The 20746-nt window shown below is 36.4% G+C and carries 20 protein-coding genes; 8 read left to right on the top strand and 12 right to left on the bottom strand.

Annotated elements, in window-relative coordinates:
• Window positions 1–18: 18 nt before the first annotated feature.
• Window positions 19–1071 (bottom strand): alpha/beta hydrolase, encoded by a 1053-nt coding sequence (locus AC3QL1_RS10270; protein ID WP_492497323.1) that lies wholly within the window; start codon window positions 1069–1071, stop codon window positions 19–21.
• Window positions 1072–1384: 313 nt separating this feature from the next.
• Here AC3QL1_RS10270 and AC3QL1_RS10265 point away from each other — a divergent pair, with 313 nt between their 5' ends.
• The 3 genes from AC3QL1_RS10265 to AC3QL1_RS10255 all read left to right on the top strand — a co-directional run bounded on the left by AC3QL1_RS10265 (window position 1385) and on the right by AC3QL1_RS10255 (window position 3558).
• Window positions 1385–1774 (top strand): DoxX family protein, encoded by a 390-nt coding sequence (locus AC3QL1_RS10265; RefSeq protein WP_492497321.1) that lies wholly within the window; start codon window positions 1385–1387, stop codon window positions 1772–1774.
• 102 nt (window positions 1775–1876) lie between these two features.
• Complete coding sequence (locus tag AC3QL1_RS10260; protein ID WP_492497319.1) at window positions 1877–2683, top strand: AraC family transcriptional regulator; 807 nt, start codon at window positions 1877–1879, stop codon at window positions 2681–2683.
• Between the two features lie 44 nt (window positions 2684–2727).
• Window positions 2728–3558 carry an SDR family oxidoreductase gene (locus AC3QL1_RS10255; RefSeq protein WP_492497318.1) on the top strand — a complete coding sequence of 277 codons (831 nt, stop codon included), beginning with the start codon at window positions 2728–2730 and terminating at the stop codon, window positions 3556–3558.
• A 135-nt stretch (window positions 3559–3693) separates the two neighbouring features.
• Here the strand turns inward: AC3QL1_RS10255 and AC3QL1_RS10250 are convergent, their stop codons facing one another.
• The 3 genes from AC3QL1_RS10250 to AC3QL1_RS10240 all read right to left on the bottom strand — a co-directional run bounded on the left by AC3QL1_RS10250 (window position 3694) and on the right by AC3QL1_RS10240 (window position 6919).
• Window positions 3694–4332: an NAD(P)H-binding protein gene (locus AC3QL1_RS10250; RefSeq protein WP_492497316.1), complete on the bottom strand. Its 639-nt coding sequence runs from the start codon at window positions 4330–4332 to the stop codon at window positions 3694–3696.
• A 72-nt stretch (window positions 4333–4404) separates the two neighbouring features.
• Window positions 4405–5514: a catalase family protein gene (locus AC3QL1_RS10245; RefSeq protein ID WP_492497314.1), complete on the bottom strand. Its 1110-nt coding sequence runs from the start codon at window positions 5512–5514 to the stop codon at window positions 4405–4407.
• A 235-nt stretch (window positions 5515–5749) separates the two neighbouring features.
• Window positions 5750–6919 (bottom strand): zinc-dependent alcohol dehydrogenase, encoded by a 1170-nt coding sequence (locus AC3QL1_RS10240; RefSeq protein ID WP_492497312.1) that lies wholly within the window; start codon window positions 6917–6919, stop codon window positions 5750–5752.
• Between the two features lie 381 nt (window positions 6920–7300).
• Here AC3QL1_RS10240 and AC3QL1_RS10235 point away from each other — a divergent pair, with 381 nt between their 5' ends.
• Window positions 7301–8044 (top strand): transporter, encoded by a 744-nt coding sequence (locus tag AC3QL1_RS10235; protein WP_492497310.1) that lies wholly within the window; start codon window positions 7301–7303, stop codon window positions 8042–8044.
• Window positions 8045–8242: 198 nt separating this feature from the next.
• On the top strand, window positions 8243–8632 hold the full coding sequence (locus AC3QL1_RS10230; RefSeq protein WP_492497309.1) for a hypothetical protein: 390 nt from the start codon (window positions 8243–8245) through the stop codon (window positions 8630–8632).
• Window positions 8633–8741: 109 nt separating this feature from the next.
• On the opposite strand, the gene AC3QL1_RS10225 is transcribed toward AC3QL1_RS10230, so the two are convergent.
• The 6 genes from AC3QL1_RS10225 to AC3QL1_RS10200 form a co-directional block, all read right to left on the bottom strand.
• The gene (locus AC3QL1_RS10225) at window positions 8742–10895 is read right to left on the bottom strand and encodes a xanthine dehydrogenase family protein molybdopterin-binding subunit (protein WP_492497307.1); all 2154 of its coding nucleotides are present in this window, start codon (window positions 10893–10895) and stop codon (window positions 8742–8744) included.
• Between the two features lie 19 nt (window positions 10896–10914).
• Window positions 10915–11559, bottom strand: a complete 645-nt coding sequence (locus AC3QL1_RS10220; protein WP_492497305.1) for a hypothetical protein — start codon at window positions 11557–11559, stop codon at window positions 10915–10917.
• A gap of 11 nt (window positions 11560–11570) precedes the next feature.
• Window positions 11571–12041, bottom strand: a complete 471-nt coding sequence (locus AC3QL1_RS10215) for a (2Fe-2S)-binding protein (protein ID WP_492497304.1) — start codon at window positions 12039–12041, stop codon at window positions 11571–11573.
• 136 nt (window positions 12042–12177) lie between these two features.
• Window positions 12178–13161: an aldo/keto reductase gene (locus tag AC3QL1_RS10210; protein WP_492497302.1), complete on the bottom strand. Its 984-nt coding sequence runs from the start codon at window positions 13159–13161 to the stop codon at window positions 12178–12180.
• A gap of 22 nt (window positions 13162–13183) precedes the next feature.
• Window positions 13184–14332 (bottom strand): aldo/keto reductase, encoded by a 1149-nt coding sequence (locus tag AC3QL1_RS10205; protein WP_492497301.1) that lies wholly within the window; start codon window positions 14330–14332, stop codon window positions 13184–13186.
• Between the two features lie 22 nt (window positions 14333–14354).
• Window positions 14355–15206, bottom strand: coding sequence for an aldo/keto reductase (locus tag AC3QL1_RS10200; RefSeq protein WP_492497299.1), 852 nt, complete (start codon window positions 15204–15206; stop codon window positions 14355–14357).
• 161 nt (window positions 15207–15367) lie between these two features.
• Between AC3QL1_RS10200 and AC3QL1_RS10195 the strand changes: the two genes are divergently transcribed.
• A complete protein-coding gene (locus AC3QL1_RS10195; RefSeq protein WP_492497297.1) occupies window positions 15368–16264 on the top strand; it encodes a helix-turn-helix domain-containing protein in 897 nt (298 codons plus the stop codon).
• 101 nt (window positions 16265–16365) lie between these two features.
• On the opposite strand, the gene AC3QL1_RS10190 is transcribed toward AC3QL1_RS10195, so the two are convergent.
• The gene (locus AC3QL1_RS10190) at window positions 16366–16740 is read right to left on the bottom strand and encodes a response regulator (protein ID WP_492497295.1); all 375 of its coding nucleotides are present in this window, start codon (window positions 16738–16740) and stop codon (window positions 16366–16368) included.
• A 406-nt stretch (window positions 16741–17146) separates the two neighbouring features.
• Between AC3QL1_RS10190 and AC3QL1_RS10185 the strand changes: the two genes are divergently transcribed.
• Window positions 17147–17572, top strand: coding sequence for a response regulator (locus AC3QL1_RS10185; RefSeq protein WP_492497293.1), 426 nt, complete (start codon window positions 17147–17149; stop codon window positions 17570–17572).
• Between the two features lie 206 nt (window positions 17573–17778).
• Window positions 17779–18768 carry an SDR family NAD(P)-dependent oxidoreductase gene (locus AC3QL1_RS10180; RefSeq protein WP_492497291.1) on the top strand — a complete coding sequence of 330 codons (990 nt, stop codon included), beginning with the start codon at window positions 17779–17781 and terminating at the stop codon, window positions 18766–18768.
• A 74-nt stretch (window positions 18769–18842) separates the two neighbouring features.
• Here AC3QL1_RS10180 and AC3QL1_RS10175 read toward each other — a convergent pair whose 3' ends face one another.
• Window positions 18843–20570, bottom strand: a complete 1728-nt coding sequence (locus AC3QL1_RS10175) for an FAD/NAD(P)-binding protein (RefSeq protein ID WP_492497290.1) — start codon at window positions 20568–20570, stop codon at window positions 18843–18845.
• Between the last annotated feature and the right edge of the window lie 176 nt (window positions 20571–20746).

The following is a 20746-nucleotide window of genomic DNA, read 5'->3' as shown; positions in this document are numbered from 1 at the left end:
ATGGCAGTTATTTTTTTATTATTTAAGATATTCTTTAAGCTGAGCCGACATTTGAGTAAATAAATCTTTTGTCTGTGGCAATTCTGATAACGGATTCAATAATCCGAAGTCATGAATTACGCCGTTGTAACGAACTGTTGTGGCTTTTACTCCGGCATCTAATAAATTACGTCCGTAAGCTTCTCCTTCGTCACGCAATACATCATTTTCAGCAACCAAAATTAATGTTGGAGGCAAACCTTTTAACTGTTCAGCAGTTGCTAATAAAGGAGAGATATGAATATCATTTCGTTTTGCATGATCCGGAGCATAAAGGTCATATAACTTATCCATAAATTTGACAGTTAAAAAACGGTCTTTTCCAAAGGCTTTAAAAGATTCTGTAGTAAAATCAATTGCAGTTGTTGGCCACATTAAGATAGTTGTTTTAATTTCAGGACCTTTTTTTTCTTTAGCCATTAGCGATACCACAGCGGCCATATTTCCTCCTGCACTATTTCCTATTACGGCTAATTTTTTTCCGTTAACATTAATTTCATGACCATGTTCTGCTACCCATTTTGTGGCAGCATAGGCTTCATTATTGGCCACCGGATATTGTGCTTCGGGAGTTCTTGTATAATTTACAAATACACCCACTGCACCAGAACCTAAAACCAAATCACGAACCATTCTTTTGTGTGTTGGATAATCTCCTATGATCCATCCTCCGCCGTGGAAAAACATAAATACCGGTAAATCACCTTTTACTCCTTTTGGTCGCATAATGTCTAATGATATTGTAAGACCATCTACAGTAATTTTTTTTTGAGATTCTGTTACTTTAGAATAATCATAAGTTACACTTGCCTGAGCGCCTTCTAATACTTTTCGCGCATCTGCTGCAGATAAAGTTTCGATGCCGGGACCATCATGAATGGCTTTTAGGAAATTACGAACATCAGGGCTTAAATGCGAATCTGTAGCATAATCTGCTTGCGCATTTATAGTTCCTACAGAAAAAATAGTTACTAATACAGCCGCAAATAATGCTTTTGTTTTTGCGATTTTGTTAATCATCTGTGTTTTCATTTTATATATGTTTTAAGATTAAATTTTGTGAAGACCTATTATTGGTATTTTGCTCTCTGCTGTCGTACCGTTAAATCTACAGGACAAAGGTGCGGCAATAACAAACCTCAAAAAATGGATAATCTTCCCGAAGGATTGCCACTTTTGCCAAAGCATAAAAAAATTCTCAAAACATCTATTTCATTCTAATTAAGAAGACTCTTATTACAGGTCTGAATAAGAAACAAAAAAGCCAACTTTTCGGGAAAATTATCCATTTTTTACACCAGTCATTTACTTCAATTTTGCAGCTTAATCATTAAATAATTTACTTATGAAAACACTATCATTTATTGTACAATGGGCATTGCGCCTTTTTATTTCGTATTATTTGCTTCAATATTCTTATGTAAAACTTTCCGGACGTCAAACTGCTGTCGATCTCTTTACAACGCTTGGAATGGAACCGTGGGGACGTATTACAATGGGGCTTGTAGAATTTATAGTCGTTTTGCTTGTATTATTGCCACGTACCACAGCTTTTGGCAGTATACTGGGAATGGGATCTATGGGCGTTGTTATTTTTTATCACTTATCAAAGCTGGGAATCGCAATGAATGGTGACAGTTTCCTGTTTATTATAGCATGTGCTATTTTTGCAGCTTCACTTGTATTGCTTATTTTAAATCGTAAACAATTGGTAAATACTATATTTTCAATATAATGAATGCTAAAAAAGAGCTTTTCACTAAAGTGATTTTGAGCTTTTCAGGAAAGCGATTTGCCGTAATTATGTTGATCTTTGTCTTGCAAACAATTAGTACTGATGAAAGAAACATTTTTACAAACAATGAAAATACCGGGAATTGTGTATTCTGATTTTGAAACGCAAAAGATTATTGGCGAGCATTTTATTCTCGAACATGGATTGTGTTATATCATTTCCGGGAATTTAAAAGTTACCGATGCCGGGCAGACAAGAATATTCGGCAATGGTGAACTGGTTTTTTACAGAAAAAATTTCCTTTCAAAGTTTACCAAAATTCCGGGTAAAAAAGAACCTTTCAGATCTGTTACAGTCATTTTTGACAGAGATATTTTGATGCAATTCAGTCAGCAATATAATGTTGTTTACGATAAACCTTATCCGTTAAAAGATGCGGTTCTGCAATTGAAAAATGACGTATTGCTGGAGAATTTCTTTCAAACGCTTTTGCCCTATTTCAATTCAGCTCTTCCGGACCAATTGATTACTCTCAAAAAACAAGAAGCGCTAATGTTACTTTTGCAAGTCAATCCGTATTTAAAAAATGTACTGCTTGATTTTAATCAGCCGGGGAAAATTGATTTAGAAGTTTTTATGCAACAGAACTTCAAGTTCAACGTTGAGCTGAAAAAACTGGCCTTTTTAACCGGAAGAAGCCTGGCCACTTTTAAAAGGGATTTTGAGCAAATTTTCCACACCTCGCCCAATCGATGGCTACAGAAAAGACGTCTGGAAGAAGCTCATTATTTAATTAAAGAAAAAAAGAAACGCCCGTCTGATGTTTATCATGAATTGGGATTCGAGAGTATTTCTCATTTTTCATATTCTTTTAAGAAACTTTTTGGCGTGAATCCGTCTGCAATCTGATTTCATTTTATTGAAATAATCTACTAAACATAAATAAACTTACTATGAAAAAAGTAATCTTCATTACCGGAGCTTCCTCCGGTCTGGGCAAAGCTACGTCCTTATTTTTCGCTCAACAAGGCTGGAATGTAATCGCTACAATGCGAAATCCTGAAAAAGAAAATGAGTTGAACAACTACCAAAATGTATTGGTGACAAGACTTGATGTTTCTGATCCGGAATCTATTAAAACAGCTATTAACGAAGGAATCGAAAAGTTCGGTCATATTGATGCCCTGGTTAACAACGCCGGTTATGGGCAGCAGGGTTTATTTGAAGCTGTTTCTCCCGAAAAAATCCGTGCGCAATTTGACGTTAACGTATTTGGTTTAATGGATGTTACACATGCTATTCTGCCACATTTCAGAAGCAGAAAACAAGGTACACTTGTCAATGTGACATCAGGCGCCGGTCGTGTTACCGTTCCTTTGATTTCGGTTTATGCAGCTTCTAAATTTGCAGTTGAAGGTTTTTCCGAATCACTTTCTTATGAACTTGAATCACAAAACATTAAAGTTAAAATCATTGAACCCGGATATGTCGTAACGCCTTTTTACGAGAGAGCTGCTGCCGATTTTGCTTTCGATCCTGAATTAGAAGATTACAAGGTTTTTCAGGAAGATATGAATACTTTATTTGCTTCTTTCGGAGATCAAAAAACAGCTACTGCAGATGATGTTGCCAAAACAATTTACGGAGCTGTTACCGATAACAGCCATACGCTTCGCTATATAGCCGGTCCCGATTTAGAACCTTTGGTAGGGTTAAGAAACAGTACATCCGATCAGGAATATATTGAAACTATGAGAAAACAATTTATGCCGAAAGCATTTTAAATTGATAGCACAATGATACGAGGTACTATTTAGAATACCCTTGTCAGCCAGTAAAAGTTTCAATAGAAACTTTAAAAGTTAAAAGCCTTTAAACATCAGTGTTTAAAGGCTTTCTTATTTTGACATGAGCTTAATTTAAAATGCAGCAATCTCCTGCAGTTTTAAAATAGAGGTTCCCTGCGGTAATTTCCATGGTGCCTTGGCTAGTTTCATTGCCAGTACTTCGGTTGGAAGCGGTTTGTATTTTTTCAGCAATCCAATACCGTTAAAAAAGCCCAGGGTTTTGACCAGTATTTTCTCTGAAGATCTGTCACTGCCTTCACGCAGAAGAGGTGCGGGTCTAAATATGATATACTGCCCAAAATTAAGTTCTGTAATGGCTGTTTCCAGTTCTCCTTTCATTCTTGAATAAAAGATGCTGCTTTTTGGCGAAGCATCGGCAGAAGAAACCAAAACAATTGAATTAACCCGGTTTTGTCTTGCAATCCTGGCAAATGTTGCAGGAATTTCAAAATCGATTTCCCATTGTTTTTTCTGAGAACCTGCTTCTTTTAGAGTTGTGCCTAAACAGGAAAATAAAACATCTCCCGTGATATAATCACTGTACTGATCCAGTTGAGAAAAGTCAATAACATATTCAGATAACTTGGGGTGAGACCTGCCTGTGGGACGTCTTACAAAAATAGTTACCGATGTATAATCGTCATCCTGTATTAGTTCATCTAAGAGGAATTTTCCCGTGGAACCCGTAGCTCCTATCAGCAGTGCTTTCATAACTTTTATCTTTAATAGTAAGTCAAATTGGCTTTGTTAATGCATTTAAATTTGGCATTTCAGTGAATTATTTCAATCGGGTAATTCGTTAATACTTTTAGGTTCAACTCTTGCTAGAGCATTCATATGGTGTCTGTACTTGCTTGAAGTTTCATACGCAAGTTTTCTCACGCGCATTATATTTCCCAAAGGACGGTGCGCGGGAAGGCAGTGAAATGGGTTAAAACTAAGAGTGTCATCTGCATATACACGACGTTCCGGACTAAATGTTTGCTGTGGCAGAAAAGTAAGTTTTGCAACAGGCTGATACGGACTTTTATCCTCAGGCCACTGCACAGATCCATCTTCAACAGGCATGATGTTGAGATCTGTACAAAGCTGTGCACTCATTTCATATTCTGCTATATTTGACTGAAAAAAATCAGCTGTAATTTTGGTTAAAAATGCATTTTCATCAGCATCGATTATGTCTTTATCAATTTTCTTTCCCGATAATTCTCTGACATTTTCCGATAACGGTTTTACATTTATTTTTGCTACATAATCCCCAAACCTCAACGCTGCCATACTGAAATAGGTATCACCCAAAAGATGCGGACCGGGAGCGCTTAATTCATTCGTATCATCAGCCAGACCTACTGCTGCCAGCACATTTTGGACTCCTACCGCAGCCTTTTGTGCAATTTGCTGGAATAACTCCCCGCTATCGGCTTGCTTTTCCAGATTTTCCTGAAGCTTTAGATATTCATTTATTGTTCCGGTTGGAATAACAGGATAATTTACCAAAAGAAAATCTTGCGTCACCGCATCAGAAAGTTCAGGTAATAGTTTCTCGCCTTCAACTCCTATAATCTTTATGGCCATACCTCGAAATGCAGACATTTTATCGGGCATTATTGCGCCTTGTGCCGTAGAAAAACGTACAATAATGGGATAGGTTTTAGGCTCCGCAAATAATCCCTGCGCCAAATGCTCAGGCAGATTTTCGTAAACCTGCAATTGCCCTTTTAAGATCGCATGGCTTTTTGCATGTGCATCCCTGATGGCATGACGGTATTTCTCGTACATCAATCGGTTTACTCGTGCCATGGAGTCTACAATTTTCTGGCTGATTTCCTGCTCGTCCGGCTGTTGTACTTCGATTGAATCACTGTAACGTATATAAGGAGTAGATTGTGTCATAAGTTATATTATTTGTGAGCTGATTTTCATTTTTTCAACGATTCCGATCAAACAGAATATTGATGATTTGAAAAAAGCTAATTGCATTTTTAAGCAAATCAAATATATCAAAGATTGCCATTTCAAATTTTATAAGATAGGTATTGAAACTTTATAGGATTTACAGTCAACAAGATTAAATGTCAATGTCTATTTAATTCAAAAAAAAGATCTGCATTTCTGCAGATCTTTTTTTTTAGTTCCAGGGATCCAAAACTACTTTTACACAGCCGTCTTCTCTTTTTTTGAAAATGTCATAAGCATGTGAAATCTCAGACAATGGCAGTCTATGCGTAATAATATCATCCAGTTGTACCTTGCCCTGAACTACATAATCCAAAAGTTTATCGATATGTTTATGCGCCGGAGCCTGTCCGCCTTTTAGAATAATTCCTTTATCGAAAAATTGTCCGAGCGGAAAATTATCATAATTCACCGGATAAACACCCAAAACTGAAACAATACCGCTTCTGCGTACAGCACTCATGCAGGCTTCCAATACTTTTATAGAACCTTTTTCAAAATTAACTGTCGCCTTTATACGATCTCCCAAATTTCGATCCGGTTCAAATCCTACAGCATCAATGCATACATCCGCCCCGCGGCCTTGCGTAAGGGCTCGAATCTGTTCTACAACTTCCTTAGGTCCATCCTCCCATAATATAGTTGTGCATCCTGTAGTTGCTTTTGCCTTATCAAGTCGATATTGCAAAGTATCGACTACGATAACCTGAGCAGCGCCTCTAAGCCACGCACTTTTTGCTGCCATAAGACCAACAGGGCCTGAGCCGAAAATAGCTACTGTTTCTCCACCTTTAACTTCTCCCCAGTCCACACCTGTATATCCCGTTGGAAAAATATCGGTAAGAAATAAAACCTGCTCGTCTGTAAGGTTATCCGGAACTACCCTTGGACCAAAATTTGCGTACGGAACTCTTACATATTGCGCCTGACCTCCGTCATAACCTCCATAGAGATCTGTATAGCCAAAAAGAGCACCACCTTTTTCTGTGGCTATTCCTCCTTCCGGACCATAATTCTCAGGATTACTGTGTTCGCAATTTCCAGGAACATCGTGGTTGCAGAAAAAACAATTTCCACACGCAATAGGAAAAGGCACTACAACTCTGTCGCCTCTTTTTAAATGCGTTACTCCTGCTCCTACTTCTTCAATAATTCCCATAAATTCATGACCTAAAACCATTGGTCTTGGCTGAGGAAATCCACCGGAATAAATATGCAAATCTGATCCGCAAATTGCTGTTGAAGTAACTTTAAGAATAATATCATCTTTGGCCTCTAATCTTGGATCATCAACCGTATCGTATTTTATGGAGCCAGGTCCATGAATAACTGCTGCTTTCATAATTATTTTTTTATAGTTAATAAGAAAATCGAAGTAACTAAATAATCAGGACTTGGTCTTACATAATTTAAGATAAAGTTTACAAATAGAGGAATGAAAAACATCGTAAACACTTCATAAACAAACAACAAACAAATATTTATACATCGAATAGCTTTAAGCATTGATGGAATTTAATTAAGGTTTTAAACTATAAATTATAATTCATACTTATAAAATATCACGCGTCATGATTATATAAAACATTCCAATTATGCTGTAAATCCTACGCAATATGACTTCTTAATTTTATAATTAAATTCTTTTTAAGAATGTAGTGTAGAATTTTACTTGATTTCAATATATACTACATCCGTAAAAGCATAAAAAACCATACTTATCATGAAAATATTTCAGTCCTTTTTAGTCTTATTTGCCTTTAGCTTTTCTTATATAGTTTCGGCACAGCAGATGCAAACCGATCGTCCCAATGAAACTGAAAGTCCTAATGCTGTGACCAAACATCATTTGCAGGTAGAAAATGGATTTTCATTTGAAAAACAGGAAAACGAAAAAACTTATGAAATTCCGGAAGTGGTGATGCGATATGGTATTTTTAAAAATGCGGAAGTTCGTATCGAAAGTACTTTGAAAGTAAGTGATGAGAATCAAGAACATAATTTCGGTATTTCTCCAGTTGAAGTTGGTTTTAAATATCATATTGTCGATCATAAAGGCGCTGCTGTTCCTGACGTTGGTATTTTAGGCCGTATTAGCATTCCGTGGATGGCAGACAAGGCGTACAAGGAGCCTTATTATAGTCCCGAAATCAGAATGCTTGCCCAGCATGAACTCTCCAAAAAAACACATTTAGGTTATAATGCAGGTGTACATTGGCTCGCGGATTCTTCTAATCCGGAGTATATATATTCATTATCTGCAGACCATTCTGTAACCAAAAAATTAAAATTGTTCATGGAAACATTTGGTTTTGCAATTTCAAATCAACATGCTCAAAATAGCGCTGACGCCGGAGTTTTATTTTTAGTGAATAACAACCTGCAATTTGATTTTATGGCAGGAACCGGAATTATGCATCATGACAATCGCAAATTTGCTGAATTAGGTTTGTCATTCAGAATTTAGATATTCAATTATAACCACCAATATTGGAGAAGATCGATAAACATCTAATTGACTGATTGATAGGTATTTTGTAAATGGTTACTATTATTCTGTAAGAAAAAAATAATTATCATTTTTAAATTTGATAAATACCAAACTTAAATTAGATAGTTAGCAATGGTACAATTTCAAAAGAATATAATATAAAAACAGCTTATTATGAAAAAAGAAAACAGTGAATCTTACGATCAGGGAGATCGTCATTTGCACAATTTACACCAACAAAATACAGATCAAAATAGCAATCCTTACGATTCTGAGAATCTTGACAATGAGTCAGATAGCGAATTGAAAGATATAACAGAACAAGACATTGAAAAGGATCTTAAAAACAATGATCCATCTGAAGGATTTGAAACTGAAGTTGTTAATCCGGATAACGATGAATTGGAGAGCGACAAATTTGAAACTAACGAATTAGATCAGGATAATCCGGTTAACAAAGAATTCGAAATTGGCGAGCTTAGTAATGACGAAATTAAAAACGACGAACTCAACAATGATGAAATAGATAATGATAAGTTCAACAAAAATGAATTTGATCGGTAATTTTTAAAATATTACATTTCGATATCAAATAAAAAAACCGTTACTGATAACGGTTTTTTTATTTGATAATTCTTTGAAGATTCTTTAACTCAACAATTAATGATTTTAATTAAATCTGAGCAAGATTAAAAGGCAGTTTTCTGATTCTTTTTCCTGTAAGGTCAAAAATAGCGTTGGTCAATGCGGGTGCTAATGGCGGTAATCCCGGTTCTCCTACTCCACCGGCATCTTCATTATTTTCCATTATATAAACTTCGATTGGCGGAATATCATTGATACGCGGCATCTGGTAATCGTAAAAGTTTTTCTGATTGGTAATACCGTCTTTAAATGTTATTTCATGAAAAGCCGCTGCACCAATTCCCATAACGATCGAACCTTCTACCTGAGCCCTGATAATATCCGGATTTACATACCATCCGCAATCCATTACAGCCCAGACTTTGTCTATTTTTACTCCGCCGTCCTTTTTTGAAACTTTTACTATATGACCAACAGTAGATGAAAAACATTCTGTTATGGCGACACCAAAACCTTCATTTTTTTTGCGCTTTTTCCATCCCGAAACTTCTTCGAGTTTGTCAATCAATTTATGGATTCTTTCATCGAGATATTCCCGTCTAAAATCAAGCGGATCTTTATTGGCTTCGTGCGCCATTTCATCCATAAAACTTTCGTAAGCAAAACCATTTGTAGAGGCATAAACAGAACGCCACCACATACTTGGAATAGGTGTTTCGAAAAGAACCTCAGCAAAACTTACATTTTTTACCGTATCAAAATAAGGTTTTAAAAATCCCTCGCTTGTACTGCGATTGGCACTTGTTTTTGTCTCAGGATCTCGCCAGTGATCGTTATTCTGACCTGACATTCTGAATTTTAGTGCCTCAATTTTTCCATTATTTATAACTCCCTCACATCTGTAAGTAATACCCGGACGATACGGTCCCTGCGTTGCATCATCTTCTCTTGTCCATACTACCTGCACTGGCGAATTGATTTCTCTCGAAATTACAGCAGCTTCGTGAGGATAATCCATAAAAGCTTTACGGCCGAATCCGCCACCCAGAAAAGTCATGTTTACAATCACGTTTTCACGGGGCATTTTCAATTCTTCACTCAGCGCATCCTGCACCCAGTCCGGCGCCTGAATTGGTCCCCATATTTCTACTTTCCCATCTTTAAAATCAGCAATACAATTCAGCGGTTCCATGCAATAATGGGACTGGTAAGGTGTCTGGTAAATTAAATCCAGCTTTTTTGCCGAATTTGCAATAACACTCGTCGGATTGCCCTGCTCTTTAAAAGAAAGCCCTTCTTTATTCATTACATTTTCTAACTGCTTTTTATAGATATCGGCGGTATTTACATGTTCAAATCCTGCATCATCCCACTCGACTTTCAGCATTTTTTTACCCTGAAAAGCAGCCCATGTACTATCAGCCACAACTGCCACACCTTCGCGATAGGTATTGAAAACGAGCATTTTTATTTTGAATACTTTTTTTACGCCGGGCACTTTTAAAGCCGCTGTCGCATCAAAGCTTTTTACTTTTCCCCTAAATCTCGGATTTCTCTCAACGGCTGCGTAAACCATTCCGGGAATCCTTTTATCTAATCCGAATATTAGTTTTCCGTTTGTTTTTGGCAGTGTATCAATACGGCGCAACGGCTTACCAATTAATTTATAATCAGAACGGCTTTTAAGTTTTACATTCTGCGGAATTTCCAGTTTTGAGGCTGCTGTGACCAATTCTCCATAATGTGCTTTTTTGCCTGAATTGCGATGTATCACATGTCCGAGTTCGGCATAACATTCCTCATGAGGAACTTTCCACTGAGTTGCGGCTGCGGCAATCAGCATTTCTCTGGCTGTAGCGGTAAGTTTAAGGAATTTTTTATAATTAGAACGAATGGTAGAACTTCCGCCTGTAACCTGATTTCCATATTTTTTATCGCCTTTTCCGAAGATGACATTGATATCATTAAGGTCTACTTCTAATTCTTCTGCAAGAATCTGCGGAACAGAATGAAAAGATCCCTGTCCCATTTCGGCACGGTGATCCACAAGCGTAACTTTGCCTGAGGTATCAATAATAACCCACGCATTCAGTTCTACTGACTTTGCTTCTTTTGCCAGTTTCAATGGATTTATAACACTGGCGGTAGAATCTGATGAAAAAATGCCAAGGTAAAGTGCTGTTCCTCCTAAACCTGCAATTTTTAAAAAATTTCTTCTGGATGTATTGTTAATTGAAGACATACTCGACTGACTTTAGTTGTTAAGGTTTAGGAGCATAAGCCCCGTTTTCTAACCATGTAATCCATGCTTTTTTAAATTCTTTGTGGCTCAAAGGCGGTAATTTCAGCCCTTGTGCAGGTTTCCAGCCTGTAAGCACAAGCCCGTCATCAGCATGCTCAATCAATTTTTGAAGATCCTTATTTCCGTTTTGTTTTGGATCAATCAACTGTTTTGCCAATTGATGTGCGGTCCTGCCTTCAAAAACCATTTTCATATCTGCCGGCGGTAAATGCCATTCGGGATGTCCGGGAGGTGAATGCAGGCCGGGTGTATTTTCCAGCTGATGGCAGTTGGAACATTTCATGGCATAAATTCCTTTTCCGTCTTTTCCTCGTTTTGGAGACATTTGATGCACATGGCTGTCGTCTCCCTGCAAAGGGATATCTCCTGCAGGATGACAATTCATACAACGCGGACTCATTAGTACGGCATAGACTTTTTCAAAAGCTTTTACCGAAGCAATACTATCCTTTTTGACAACCGGAATGGCTACATATTGGCGGTCAGTGATTTTTTCTTTGATTCCGAAAGCCAGTAAAGTGCTGGTGAGCAGAAGAAAAAACCCAACGACAAGTATCCATTTTCGAGCTGGTATTTTTTTTGCCGAATTAAATATTTTTTTCATCTGATATCAAATTAGGATTTAACTGAATTACGCTGTATTTCAGCTGCCAAATGAATTGCTTTGCGAATTCTTGGATAGGTGCCGCATCTGCAGATATTTCCGGACATGGCGTTATCGATGTCCTCATCTGTTGGATTTGGATTTTCTCTCAAAAGAACAGCAGCCGACATGATCTGACCAGAGTGGCAGTAACCGCATTGGGGTACATCTATTTCCTGCCAGGCCTTTTGTGCAGGATGATCATTATTTTGTGAAAGTCCTTCAATGGTGGTTATTTTTTTGCCTTCTGCCCTTTTAATTTTTGTGACACATGATCTAACCGCTTCACCATCGAGGTGTACTACACAAGCCCCACATTGCGCTACTCCGCATCCGTATTTTGTGCCGGTAAGATTCAGAATATCGCGAATTACCCACAGTATTGGCATTTCAGGATCTGCATCAAACTGATGGATTTGTCCATTTACATTTAATGATATCATACATCTAAAATTTAAAAATTATTCAAAATCAATCCTTTACCTAAAAATACAAATTCTATTTGTAAGAATCTGTATAGTTTCAATATTTTTATGCAATCAGCCAGCAGTGAACTACGGTGATGTTATTATTCAAGGATTATTTTCCAACTCTATCCTGCAATTGCTGTGGATAACGTGCACCAACAATTTCTATGTTTTTAAGTGCTGCATCTATATTGTTTAATTCTTCTTTGCTTAGGTAAACTTCAGCTCCTCCAATATTTTCTTCCAATCGATGCAATTTTGTAGTTCCCGGAATTGGTACAATCCAGGTTTTTTGAGCTAGTAACCAAGCTAAAGCAATCTGTGATGGTGCTGCATTTTTTTCTGAAGCAATTGATTTTACTAAGTCAACTAAAGTTTGATTCGCTTTTCTGTTTTCTTCTGAAAATCTAGGAACAATGTTTCTAAAATCAGAAGATTCAAATTTTGTATCTTCATTTATAGCTCCGGTCAAAAAACCTTTTCCAAGCGGACTGAAAGGCACAAAACCAATTCCTAATTCTTCTAAAACCGGAATGATTTCTTTTTCAGGTTCACGATAAAATAAGGAATATTCGCTTTGCAGTGCTGCAACTGGCTGTACAATGTGCGCTCTTCGAATGGTCTCTGTACCAGCTTCTGAAAGTCCAAAGTGTTTTACCTTTCCTTCTTTAATTAAATCTTTTACCGTTCCCGCAACTTCCTCAATAGGTACATTAGGATCAACCCTGTGCTGGTAAAACAAATCAATATAATCTGTTCTTAATCTTTTAAGTGAAGCTTCGACAACCGCTTTTATTCTTGCAGGACTGCTGTCTAAACCTTTTGTTGAGTCGCCGTTTTGAAAACCAAATTTGGTTGCAATTACCACTTCTTTACGAAATGGTTCTAAAGCTTCTCCAACAATTTCTTCGTTTATAAAAGGACCGTAGCATTCTGCCGTATCAAAAAAAGTCACCCCTTTTTCAAAAGCAGCCCTGATTAAAGCTATGGCTTCATTTTTTTCTGTTGCTTTTCCGTAACCAAAACTCAGTCCCATGCAGCCGAGTCCAAGCGCTGATACTTGTAGTCCGTTATTTCCTAATATTCTCTTTTCCATTATCTTTATCTTTAAATTAGAATTATTTCTTTTTTTCCGGAGCTTCTACATCGGAGAAAGCCAATACCCCGGCAGGTAATCTTTCGCCCGTAATCTTAATGGCATTTAAGGCCGTATTAAACTCCTGCCATTCGTTTGCAGTAAATTTTATTTGGGATGCTCCTGTATTCTCCAACATATGCGCCATCTGGGTTGTTCCCGGAATTGGTACTATCCACGGCTTTTGTGCCAGCAGCCATGCCAGTGAAATTTGAGCCGGCGCGGCTTTTTTCTCGACGCTCCATTTTTGAATCAACTCAACCAAAGCCATATTTGCAGGCAGGTTTTCAGGCGAAAATCTGGATTCAATACCACGGATATCACCAGATGCAAATCGTGTGTTGCTGTCAATCGCTCCGGTCAGAAAACCCACACCAAGCGGGCTCCAGGGAACAAATCCGATTCCCAGTTCTTCGCATAAGGGCAGAATTACTTTTTCAGGACCTCTCCATAAAAGTGAATATTCATTTTGAATTGCTGTAACCGGATGAACAGCGTGTGCACGTCTTACGGTTTGATGACCCGGCTCGCAAAGTCCATAATGCAGTACTTTACCATCCTTGATCAGATCTTGTATTACCCCGACAACATCCTCAATTGGAACCTGAGGGTCAACACGATGCTGATACAATAAATCAATTCTGTCTGTTCGCAGGCGTTTCAGCATTCCTTCCACCACTATTTTAATATGTTCAGGTTTGCTGTTTAAACCTGGCAAGCGTTTTCCCGTCTCCTGATCAATATTCCAGCCGAATTTTGTGGCAATTGTGATCTTATTGCGAAAAGACTGAACCCCTTCTCCTAAAATTTTCTCTACCTCCAAAGGTCCGTAAGCTTCGGCAGCATCAAAAAATGTAACGCCATTATCATAAGCTGATCGGATAATGCGGTGCATTTCAGGTCTGGAAGGAATTGTGGTCTGGTAATTACGGCTCATATTCTGCACACCGATACCAATGCTGGAAACTTCGAGTTTCCCCAGTTTTCGCTTTCCGGGAGCTGTTAGTGGAATTTGATTATTTTCTTCTAAAGCGATATCCTCTCTTCCAGAATTCGCAAAAGAAGCAAAAGGAAGCATTGCACTTCCTGCTAATGCCAAACCCGCCGTTTTTAATATTGATCTTCTATCCATTTTAAAAATTTTCTCTAGTTAGTTATCTGGTTAATTTTCGCTCACTCAGCCATTTTACCATATTGGGATCTCTGTGATCAAAAAACAGGCTTGCATTAGTGTCTAAAGTTTTGATCGAAGCCATATCCTCAGCTGTTAATTCAAAATCAAAAATATTGAAGTTTTCTGCCATTCTTTCTTTACGAACTGATTTCGGAATCGCCACTACTCCCCTTTGGGTCAACCATCTCAGGATAACCTGCGCAGTAGATTTATTATATTTAGAAGCAATTGCTGTGAGAAGTTCGTTTGTGAAAATGTCATTCTTTCCTTCTGCAAACGGCCCCCAGGATTCGATCTGAATATTGTTTTCCTGAAGAAATTCCTGCGCTTCATTCTGCTGATGAAAAGGGTGCGTTTCAATCTGGTTTACTGCCGGTGTAAAGCCTGTATTAGATACTAAGTCCATAACCCTGTCCGGATGAAAATTAGAAACACCAATAGCTTTTACTTTTCCTGCTTGGTATAATTCCTGCATGGCGCGCCACGATCCGTAGATATCTCCATAAGGCTGATGGATAAGATATAAGTCCAGATAATCCAATTGCAAAAGGTCTAAAGATTTCTGAAAAGCTTTTAAGGTATTTTCATAACCTGCATCGCTTACCCAGAGTTTTGTTGTAATAAAAAGTTCATTCCTTGCAATTCCGCTTCGTTTAATTCCGTTTCCAACAGCCTGTTCATTCATATACGACGCTGCTGTATCAATTAATCTGTAACCCGTTTCAATAGCGTCTGCCACTGCCTGTTCACATTCTGCCTGATCCTGCATTTGAAAAACACCAAACCCTAAAATGGGCATTTCAACTCCGTTGTTTAATTTTATAGTATGCATTATAACACGATTTTATAATTCTATTATTACAAATTTCCGAACTAAAAACATGGGTTTTGGTATACAGATTACGGAATCTCCTACCAAGATTACTGATTCAGAGTACGCTGCTGTTAAAACTATACTTAAATAGCTAAATTTGTTTATCAAATGAGAAAGACATGGAACAGGTATTTAATTTCGAGACTATAAATCAATACAATGATTTTAATAATCATGAAACATTACATCCTTTAGTTAGTATTATTGATTTTAATAAAGCAAAACCAAGAACAGGTTCAAGGATGAATTTTGAACTTTACTGTATATTTTTGAAGGATGTAAAATGTGGGGATTTGAAATACGGCCGTAATTATTATGATTATCAGGAAGGAACTTTAGTCTTTATTGCGCCAGGTCAGACAGTTGATGTAGAAAACAAAATAGATTATTACCAGCCGGCAGGACATGGACTGGTTTTCCATCCGGATTTAATTCGCGGCACATCACTTGCAAAAAACATTAGTGAATATAACTTTTTCAGCTATAATACAAGTGAAGCTTTACACTTATCAGAGAAAGAAAAACAGCTTGTCTTTGATTGTTTTGCAAAGATAGAAACGGAATTAAAGCAGTCTATTGACAAACACAGCAAAAAACTTATTGCTTCAAACATTGAATTATTTTTGAATTACTGCGAAAGATTCTATGACCGCCAGTTTATTACCAGGGATACAACCAACAAAGGAATTGTTGAAAAATTTGAGGAACTCTTAAACAGTTATTTTTCCTCAGATAAACCCAATATCTTAGGCCTTCCTTCCGTAGCGTATTATGCCGGCGAACTTAATTTGTCTCCGAATTATTTTGGGGATCTTATTAAAAAAGAGACCGGAAAATCTGCTCAGGAATACATTCAGAATAAAATAATAGATACTGCTAAAAATAAGATATTCGATTCGACTAAAACTATTAATGAAGTCGCCTATGAATTAGGATTTAAATATCCGCAGCATTTTACGCGTTTTTTCAAACAGCATGTTGGAAGCACTCCTAATGAGTATCGAATTATGAATTAAGAAAATAAAGAATTTATATAATTACAGTTTTTTAATTAAAAAAGGCAGCTCCTAATCAGGAAATGCCTTTTTTATTATCACTTAATTTGTCGATTTATTTGTTACAATATTTCATCCAGTACAGCTTTAAGTTCCTCAAATGTATCAGGTTTTGAAATATATTTCACTACGGTATCATTTTTCAAAAGCCATGGCACCATGATATTTTCATCAGGTGTTGACAGCATTACAACTTCAATATCTGCAAGACGTGGATAACTGCGTAAACGGCGTATAAATTCTAGTCCGTTTATAAAAGGCATGTTGTAATCCAGCAATATTAAATCTGGAAGTTTTTCAGAAGAAATAAGTTCTGAAAGCGCTTTTATAGGACTGCTTGAGGTACTGCAATTAACTTTTTTATTAAGAGTGCTAATTGCATCAATAAAATTTGCAATATCATCATCATCATCATCAATAAGAAGTATTTCCTTCATAAACATAGGTAACAGTTAATATTTAAATATTCGGTTGGTCTTTTAAAGTAGTTTTCTAAAATTCTAGGAAATATAAGCTTTTTCAGTTAAAAAATAATAAAGATGACTGAAAAATTTACTTTTATTTATTCTATTACAAATATAATAAGCACTATTCGAAAACATAATTTTTTTGTCACAAAAGTTAAGGCGCTTTTATATATTTTACTATTCTAAGTTTTGTGGCGGAATGATTTCATAAAATATTTGAACATAAAAATACAGTAAAATCAAGGTCTGCAGAATTTAAGTCAAATGTATAAAGCCCTTCTTTCATTTTTTTATTTTAAGCTCTAATTAAATATCTGTAAAAGATACACTTTTATCAAAAAACTTTGTATAAATTTGAAAAACAATCAATTAAGAAATGTCAAAGAACGGAAATATTTTAATAGTTGAAGATGATATAGATGACAAAGATTTTCTGGAGCAGTTAATTTTGGAACTTGGTGTTTTAAATAAAATTGTTTGGAAATCTAATGGAGATGAAGCATTTTCCTACCTATCGAATACAACAGAATCATTGTTCATTATATTTTCAGATATAAACATGCCCATTATGAATGGTCTGGAATTAAAAAGGAAAATCGATAAGGATCCCAAACTTCGGGAAAAGAGCATACCTTTTATTTTTTATTCTACAGCCGCTAACAAAGATGCCGTTGATGAAGCTTATACAGAGCTTACAATTCAGGGCTTTTTTATTAAAGGAACAGATTACCAAAAAACAAAATCACTAATTCAGGTAATCATTGAATACTGGAAAAACTGTGTACACCCTAATAATGCTTAAAAAAATCACGCAGAATTCAGAAAATTAATTATTATCTGAATTTTTCCTGTGAGTTAATAATTACTCCGTAACAGAACTCCTATATATTAGTTAGCACTTCGCATTTAATCTTGTTATTAAAGTCCTGATAATTAAAGTTTTCTTAAACTGTAGTCAGGTAAATTTTATTTTTAGTAACTTCTATAAATATTATAATAATAAGAAAAATGGAAGATATTAAAATACATAAAAACAGCCTTAAAGGAAAAAACGTTGTTATAACGGGTGCCAGCAGCGGAGTTGGCCGGGCAACGGCAGAAGCTTTTGCAAGTCAGGGATGCAATATAGTGGCAGTTGCCAGAGGTCAAAAAGGTCTTAATGAAGTCGTAGAATATTGTCGTGAATTAAATGTTCAGGCTATTGGCGTAAGTGCCGATATGTCAATTGCTGAAGATGTCGAGAAAGTCGCTCAGGAAGCCCTGGCTCTTGGTGGAAAAATTGATATCTGGGTGAATAATGCCGGCGTCATGGCAAGCGGAAAGTTTGAAGAAATTCCATTGGAAATTCATCAGCAGGTAATTAAAACCAATTTGTTTGGATACATGCACGGAGCTTACAATGCCATCAAAATTTTCAAAAAACAAAATCAAGGTATTTTAATCAATAATGTTTCCATTGGAGGATTTATGCCGGCGCCATATAGTGCTGTATATTCTGCCACTAAATTCGGAATCAGAGGTATGATGGAATGTCTGCAGGGCGAAATTTCCAATCGAAAGGATATTCATATTTGTAATTTATATCCGCAATTGCAAAATTCTACAGGTAATTTACATTCAGCGAAATACTCTGGTTTTGATATGAAAATCCCTTTTATTGCTTCTGATCCCCGTGATACTGCTGCGAAAATAGTAGATTTAGCCAAACATCCCAAAAAGGATTTATTTCCTGATTTTAAAGCGGCGGCACTTACAAACACTTACCGGTTATTTCCAAAAATGGTAATTAATTCAGCTTCTGCGGCTCTTCGCATGAAAATGAAACTTAATCAGTCTAAGGAAGATGACGCCGGAAATGTTTTGACAAACTCTAAAGAGCCTTTAAGGGTTTACGGAAATCCACCGCAAAAAAAATCGGAAAACCTTGGTTTAGCATTATTTGCGGGAGTAGGTGTTGGTGTTGCTTTGCTTTTAATGGGCAAAAAAAATATAGTCTAAACAAATTATAGCATCATAAAAAAGCCTGGAAAATAATTTTTCCAGGCTTTTTTTATTGTGATAAATGATAATTTTTAGTTCATTACAATTTGTTCCATGCTATTTAAAATGCGCAAGGAAGCTGCTTCGCAAAAATCCAATCCGGAATAATCGGGATTATAACCGCCAATGTAAGGCACGGCCATAATGTACAGGTTTTCATTGTAAGCGCCGTATTGATCAATAATTTGAAAATTATCATTAATGGCAATTCCTGAAACGCTCAAAAAGTAACTTCCGTTATTATCTTTTTCTATAGATTTATTTCCTTCTAAAAAAGCGATATGCCCTACATCATTAGACTTGAATTTTATTTTTGCGGGCGTAATTGCTTTTTGCATCAATAAACTCTTAAAAGGAAAATCTTCATAAGACAAATGAGGCTGACCCACACAATCGACAAAAGTCTCATAAAATACAGATTGTGGATTGTTTTCCTGATCCAGAAAGTTGTATAATATTCCTCCGCCGTTTTGGGGTTCTACTGTACTTTCTGCCCCAACGGGAATAATATCCAAAACTCCCGCGTGATGAAGAGCCAGCAATTCGCTGCAGGATTTTTGCGGAACAAAGGCTATTACAATTGAAATGAGCGGCATCAATACTTTTTGAAGACGCTGCATATCTTCTGCCGAAAGGTATTTTGCAGGATGATTCATTGCAAAACTCAAAACTGCCAGCATTTCTTTCCAATACACAGATTCCTGTCTTTTTATCGATTTCTCTGCCTGAATATATTCTGCTTTTAAAAGCTGAAAAGGTTCCAGACGTTCGCGAAGTTCCATCATTTCCATAACAAATTCTTCAATACTGAAATCTTTAATTCGATTATAAAAATCAGGGTCTTTCTCCCTGAAAATCTCTTTAAAATCTTTTTGAAATACAAAGTCCAGAGACAAAAATCCATCATTGTTTTTTCTGTGGATTTCAATTTCTTCTTCACTCAGTAATAAGTCATTTTTAAGGTGAGAATCTTCAAGATGAAACCGAACCGCAGGAAGCATTCCGCTTCTGGAATGCATAATCATTTTAAAATCCGGACTTTCGGCGTGGCTTTGAAAAGTTACGTTTCCATTTTCATCTTTTTCAAATGAACCGTTTTCTCTTGCAAGTGTTCTTATAGCGTCAATAGCGGTTAAAGAAGATCCTTTTATCGCAACCGCGTGATTCAGCTTCAGCAAAAGTTTTGATGGCGGATACGGAGCATCAAAATATCCTTTGACTTTACCCTCATATCTTACCGGCCAGTTATGTCCGGTACAAATTACTACATAATCAAATTTGTCTTTGCCCGTTGTGGTTTCTACCCAAACTTCTTTTCCTTGTTCATTATAACTAATATCCAATACATTGGTTTGATAATGAATTCGGGTTGTTATTCCGGTTGCATCACCTTTTTGCTGTAATAGCTTAAACTGATCGGCGAGATAATATCCAAAAAGCAATCTTGGTACGACTTTATACTCATTAAATTTCTCAGGATCAATATTAAACCTCGTCAAAATATCTGCAGGAACAGTTAAAATCCATTCTGAAATTGACGTCACTATTTCAGGTGTTTCATTATCAGAAACATTAGTTACATGTTCATCATTTGCTCCTTCATGGCTATAAGGCATTCCTGCGCCAAGGGTACTTTTTCGTTCATAAATATCAATTTCAAAATCTGATTTACCGGATTCTATTAATCTTTTGTACATAAAGAGTCCGCTTGGTCCTCCTCCTAAAATTGCAATTCGCTTTTTAATTATTTCGGTCTTCATTTTTTGTCCTTGTTTTGTTTTTTCAAACTATTGTATTTATAAACTTTTAGGTTAAATCTTCTTTCTTTTAAACCAAAAAAAAATGCAATTGCATTTATAATAGGGTTTCTTATTTTTCAAAAAAGTAAATCGTGTTTTTTAATAAATAAATGTACTTCTACAACCTTAAATATAAT

Source organism: Flavobacterium sp. GW823-FHT04A11, assembly GCF_058796535.1.
The sequence above is the reverse complement of the archived record's forward strand: the minus strand, read 5'-3'. Positions and strand labels throughout refer to the sequence as shown.

Coding starts and splice junctions, on each gene's coding strand:
- AC3QL1_RS10260 (WP_492497319.1), top strand. CDS start 1,877: ATGAAAGAAACATTTTTACAAACAATGAAAATACCGGGAATTGTGTAT.
- AC3QL1_RS10230 (WP_492497309.1), top strand. CDS start 8,243: ATGAAAAAAGAAAACAGTGAATCTTACGATCAGGGAGATCGTCATTTG.
- AC3QL1_RS10195 (WP_492497297.1), top strand. CDS start 15,368: ATGGAACAGGTATTTAATTTCGAGACTATAAATCAATACAATGATTTT.
- AC3QL1_RS10215 (WP_492497304.1), bottom strand. CDS start 12,041: ATGATATCATTAAATGTAAATGGACAAATCCATCAGTTTGATGCAGAT.
- AC3QL1_RS10220 (WP_492497305.1), bottom strand. CDS start 11,559: ATGAAAAAAATATTTAATTCGGCAAAAAAAATACCAGCTCGAAAATGG.
- AC3QL1_RS10225 (WP_492497307.1), bottom strand. CDS start 10,895: ATGTCTTCAATTAACAATACATCCAGAAGAAATTTTTTAAAAATTGCA.
- AC3QL1_RS10270 (WP_492497323.1), bottom strand. CDS start 1,071: ATGAAAACACAGATGATTAACAAAATCGCAAAAACAAAAGCATTATTT.
- AC3QL1_RS10190 (WP_492497295.1), bottom strand. CDS start 16,740: ATGAAGGAAATACTTCTTATTGATGATGATGATGATGATATTGCAAAT.
- AC3QL1_RS10240 (WP_492497312.1), bottom strand. CDS start 6,919: ATGAAAGCAGCAGTTATTCATGGACCTGGCTCCATAAAATACGATACG.
- AC3QL1_RS10185 (WP_492497293.1), top strand. CDS start 17,147: ATGTCAAAGAACGGAAATATTTTAATAGTTGAAGATGATATAGATGAC.
- AC3QL1_RS10175 (WP_492497290.1), bottom strand. CDS start 20,570: ATGAAGACCGAAATAATTAAAAAGCGAATTGCAATTTTAGGAGGAGGA.
- AC3QL1_RS10255 (WP_492497318.1), top strand. CDS start 2,728: ATGAAAAAAGTAATCTTCATTACCGGAGCTTCCTCCGGTCTGGGCAAA.
- AC3QL1_RS10245 (WP_492497314.1), bottom strand. CDS start 5,514: ATGACACAATCTACTCCTTATATACGTTACAGTGATTCAATCGAAGTA.
- AC3QL1_RS10205 (WP_492497301.1), bottom strand. CDS start 14,332: ATGGATAGAAGATCAATATTAAAAACGGCGGGTTTGGCATTAGCAGGA.
- AC3QL1_RS10250 (WP_492497316.1), bottom strand. CDS start 4,332: ATGAAAGCACTGCTGATAGGAGCTACGGGTTCCACGGGAAAATTCCTC.
- AC3QL1_RS10265 (WP_492497321.1), top strand. CDS start 1,385: ATGAAAACACTATCATTTATTGTACAATGGGCATTGCGCCTTTTTATT.
- AC3QL1_RS10235 (WP_492497310.1), top strand. CDS start 7,301: ATGAAAATATTTCAGTCCTTTTTAGTCTTATTTGCCTTTAGCTTTTCT.
- AC3QL1_RS10180 (WP_492497291.1), top strand. CDS start 17,779: ATGGAAGATATTAAAATACATAAAAACAGCCTTAAAGGAAAAAACGTT.
- AC3QL1_RS10210 (WP_492497302.1), bottom strand. CDS start 13,161: ATGGAAAAGAGAATATTAGGAAATAACGGACTACAAGTATCAGCGCTT.
- AC3QL1_RS10200 (WP_492497299.1), bottom strand. CDS start 15,206: ATGCATACTATAAAATTAAACAACGGAGTTGAAATGCCCATTTTAGGG.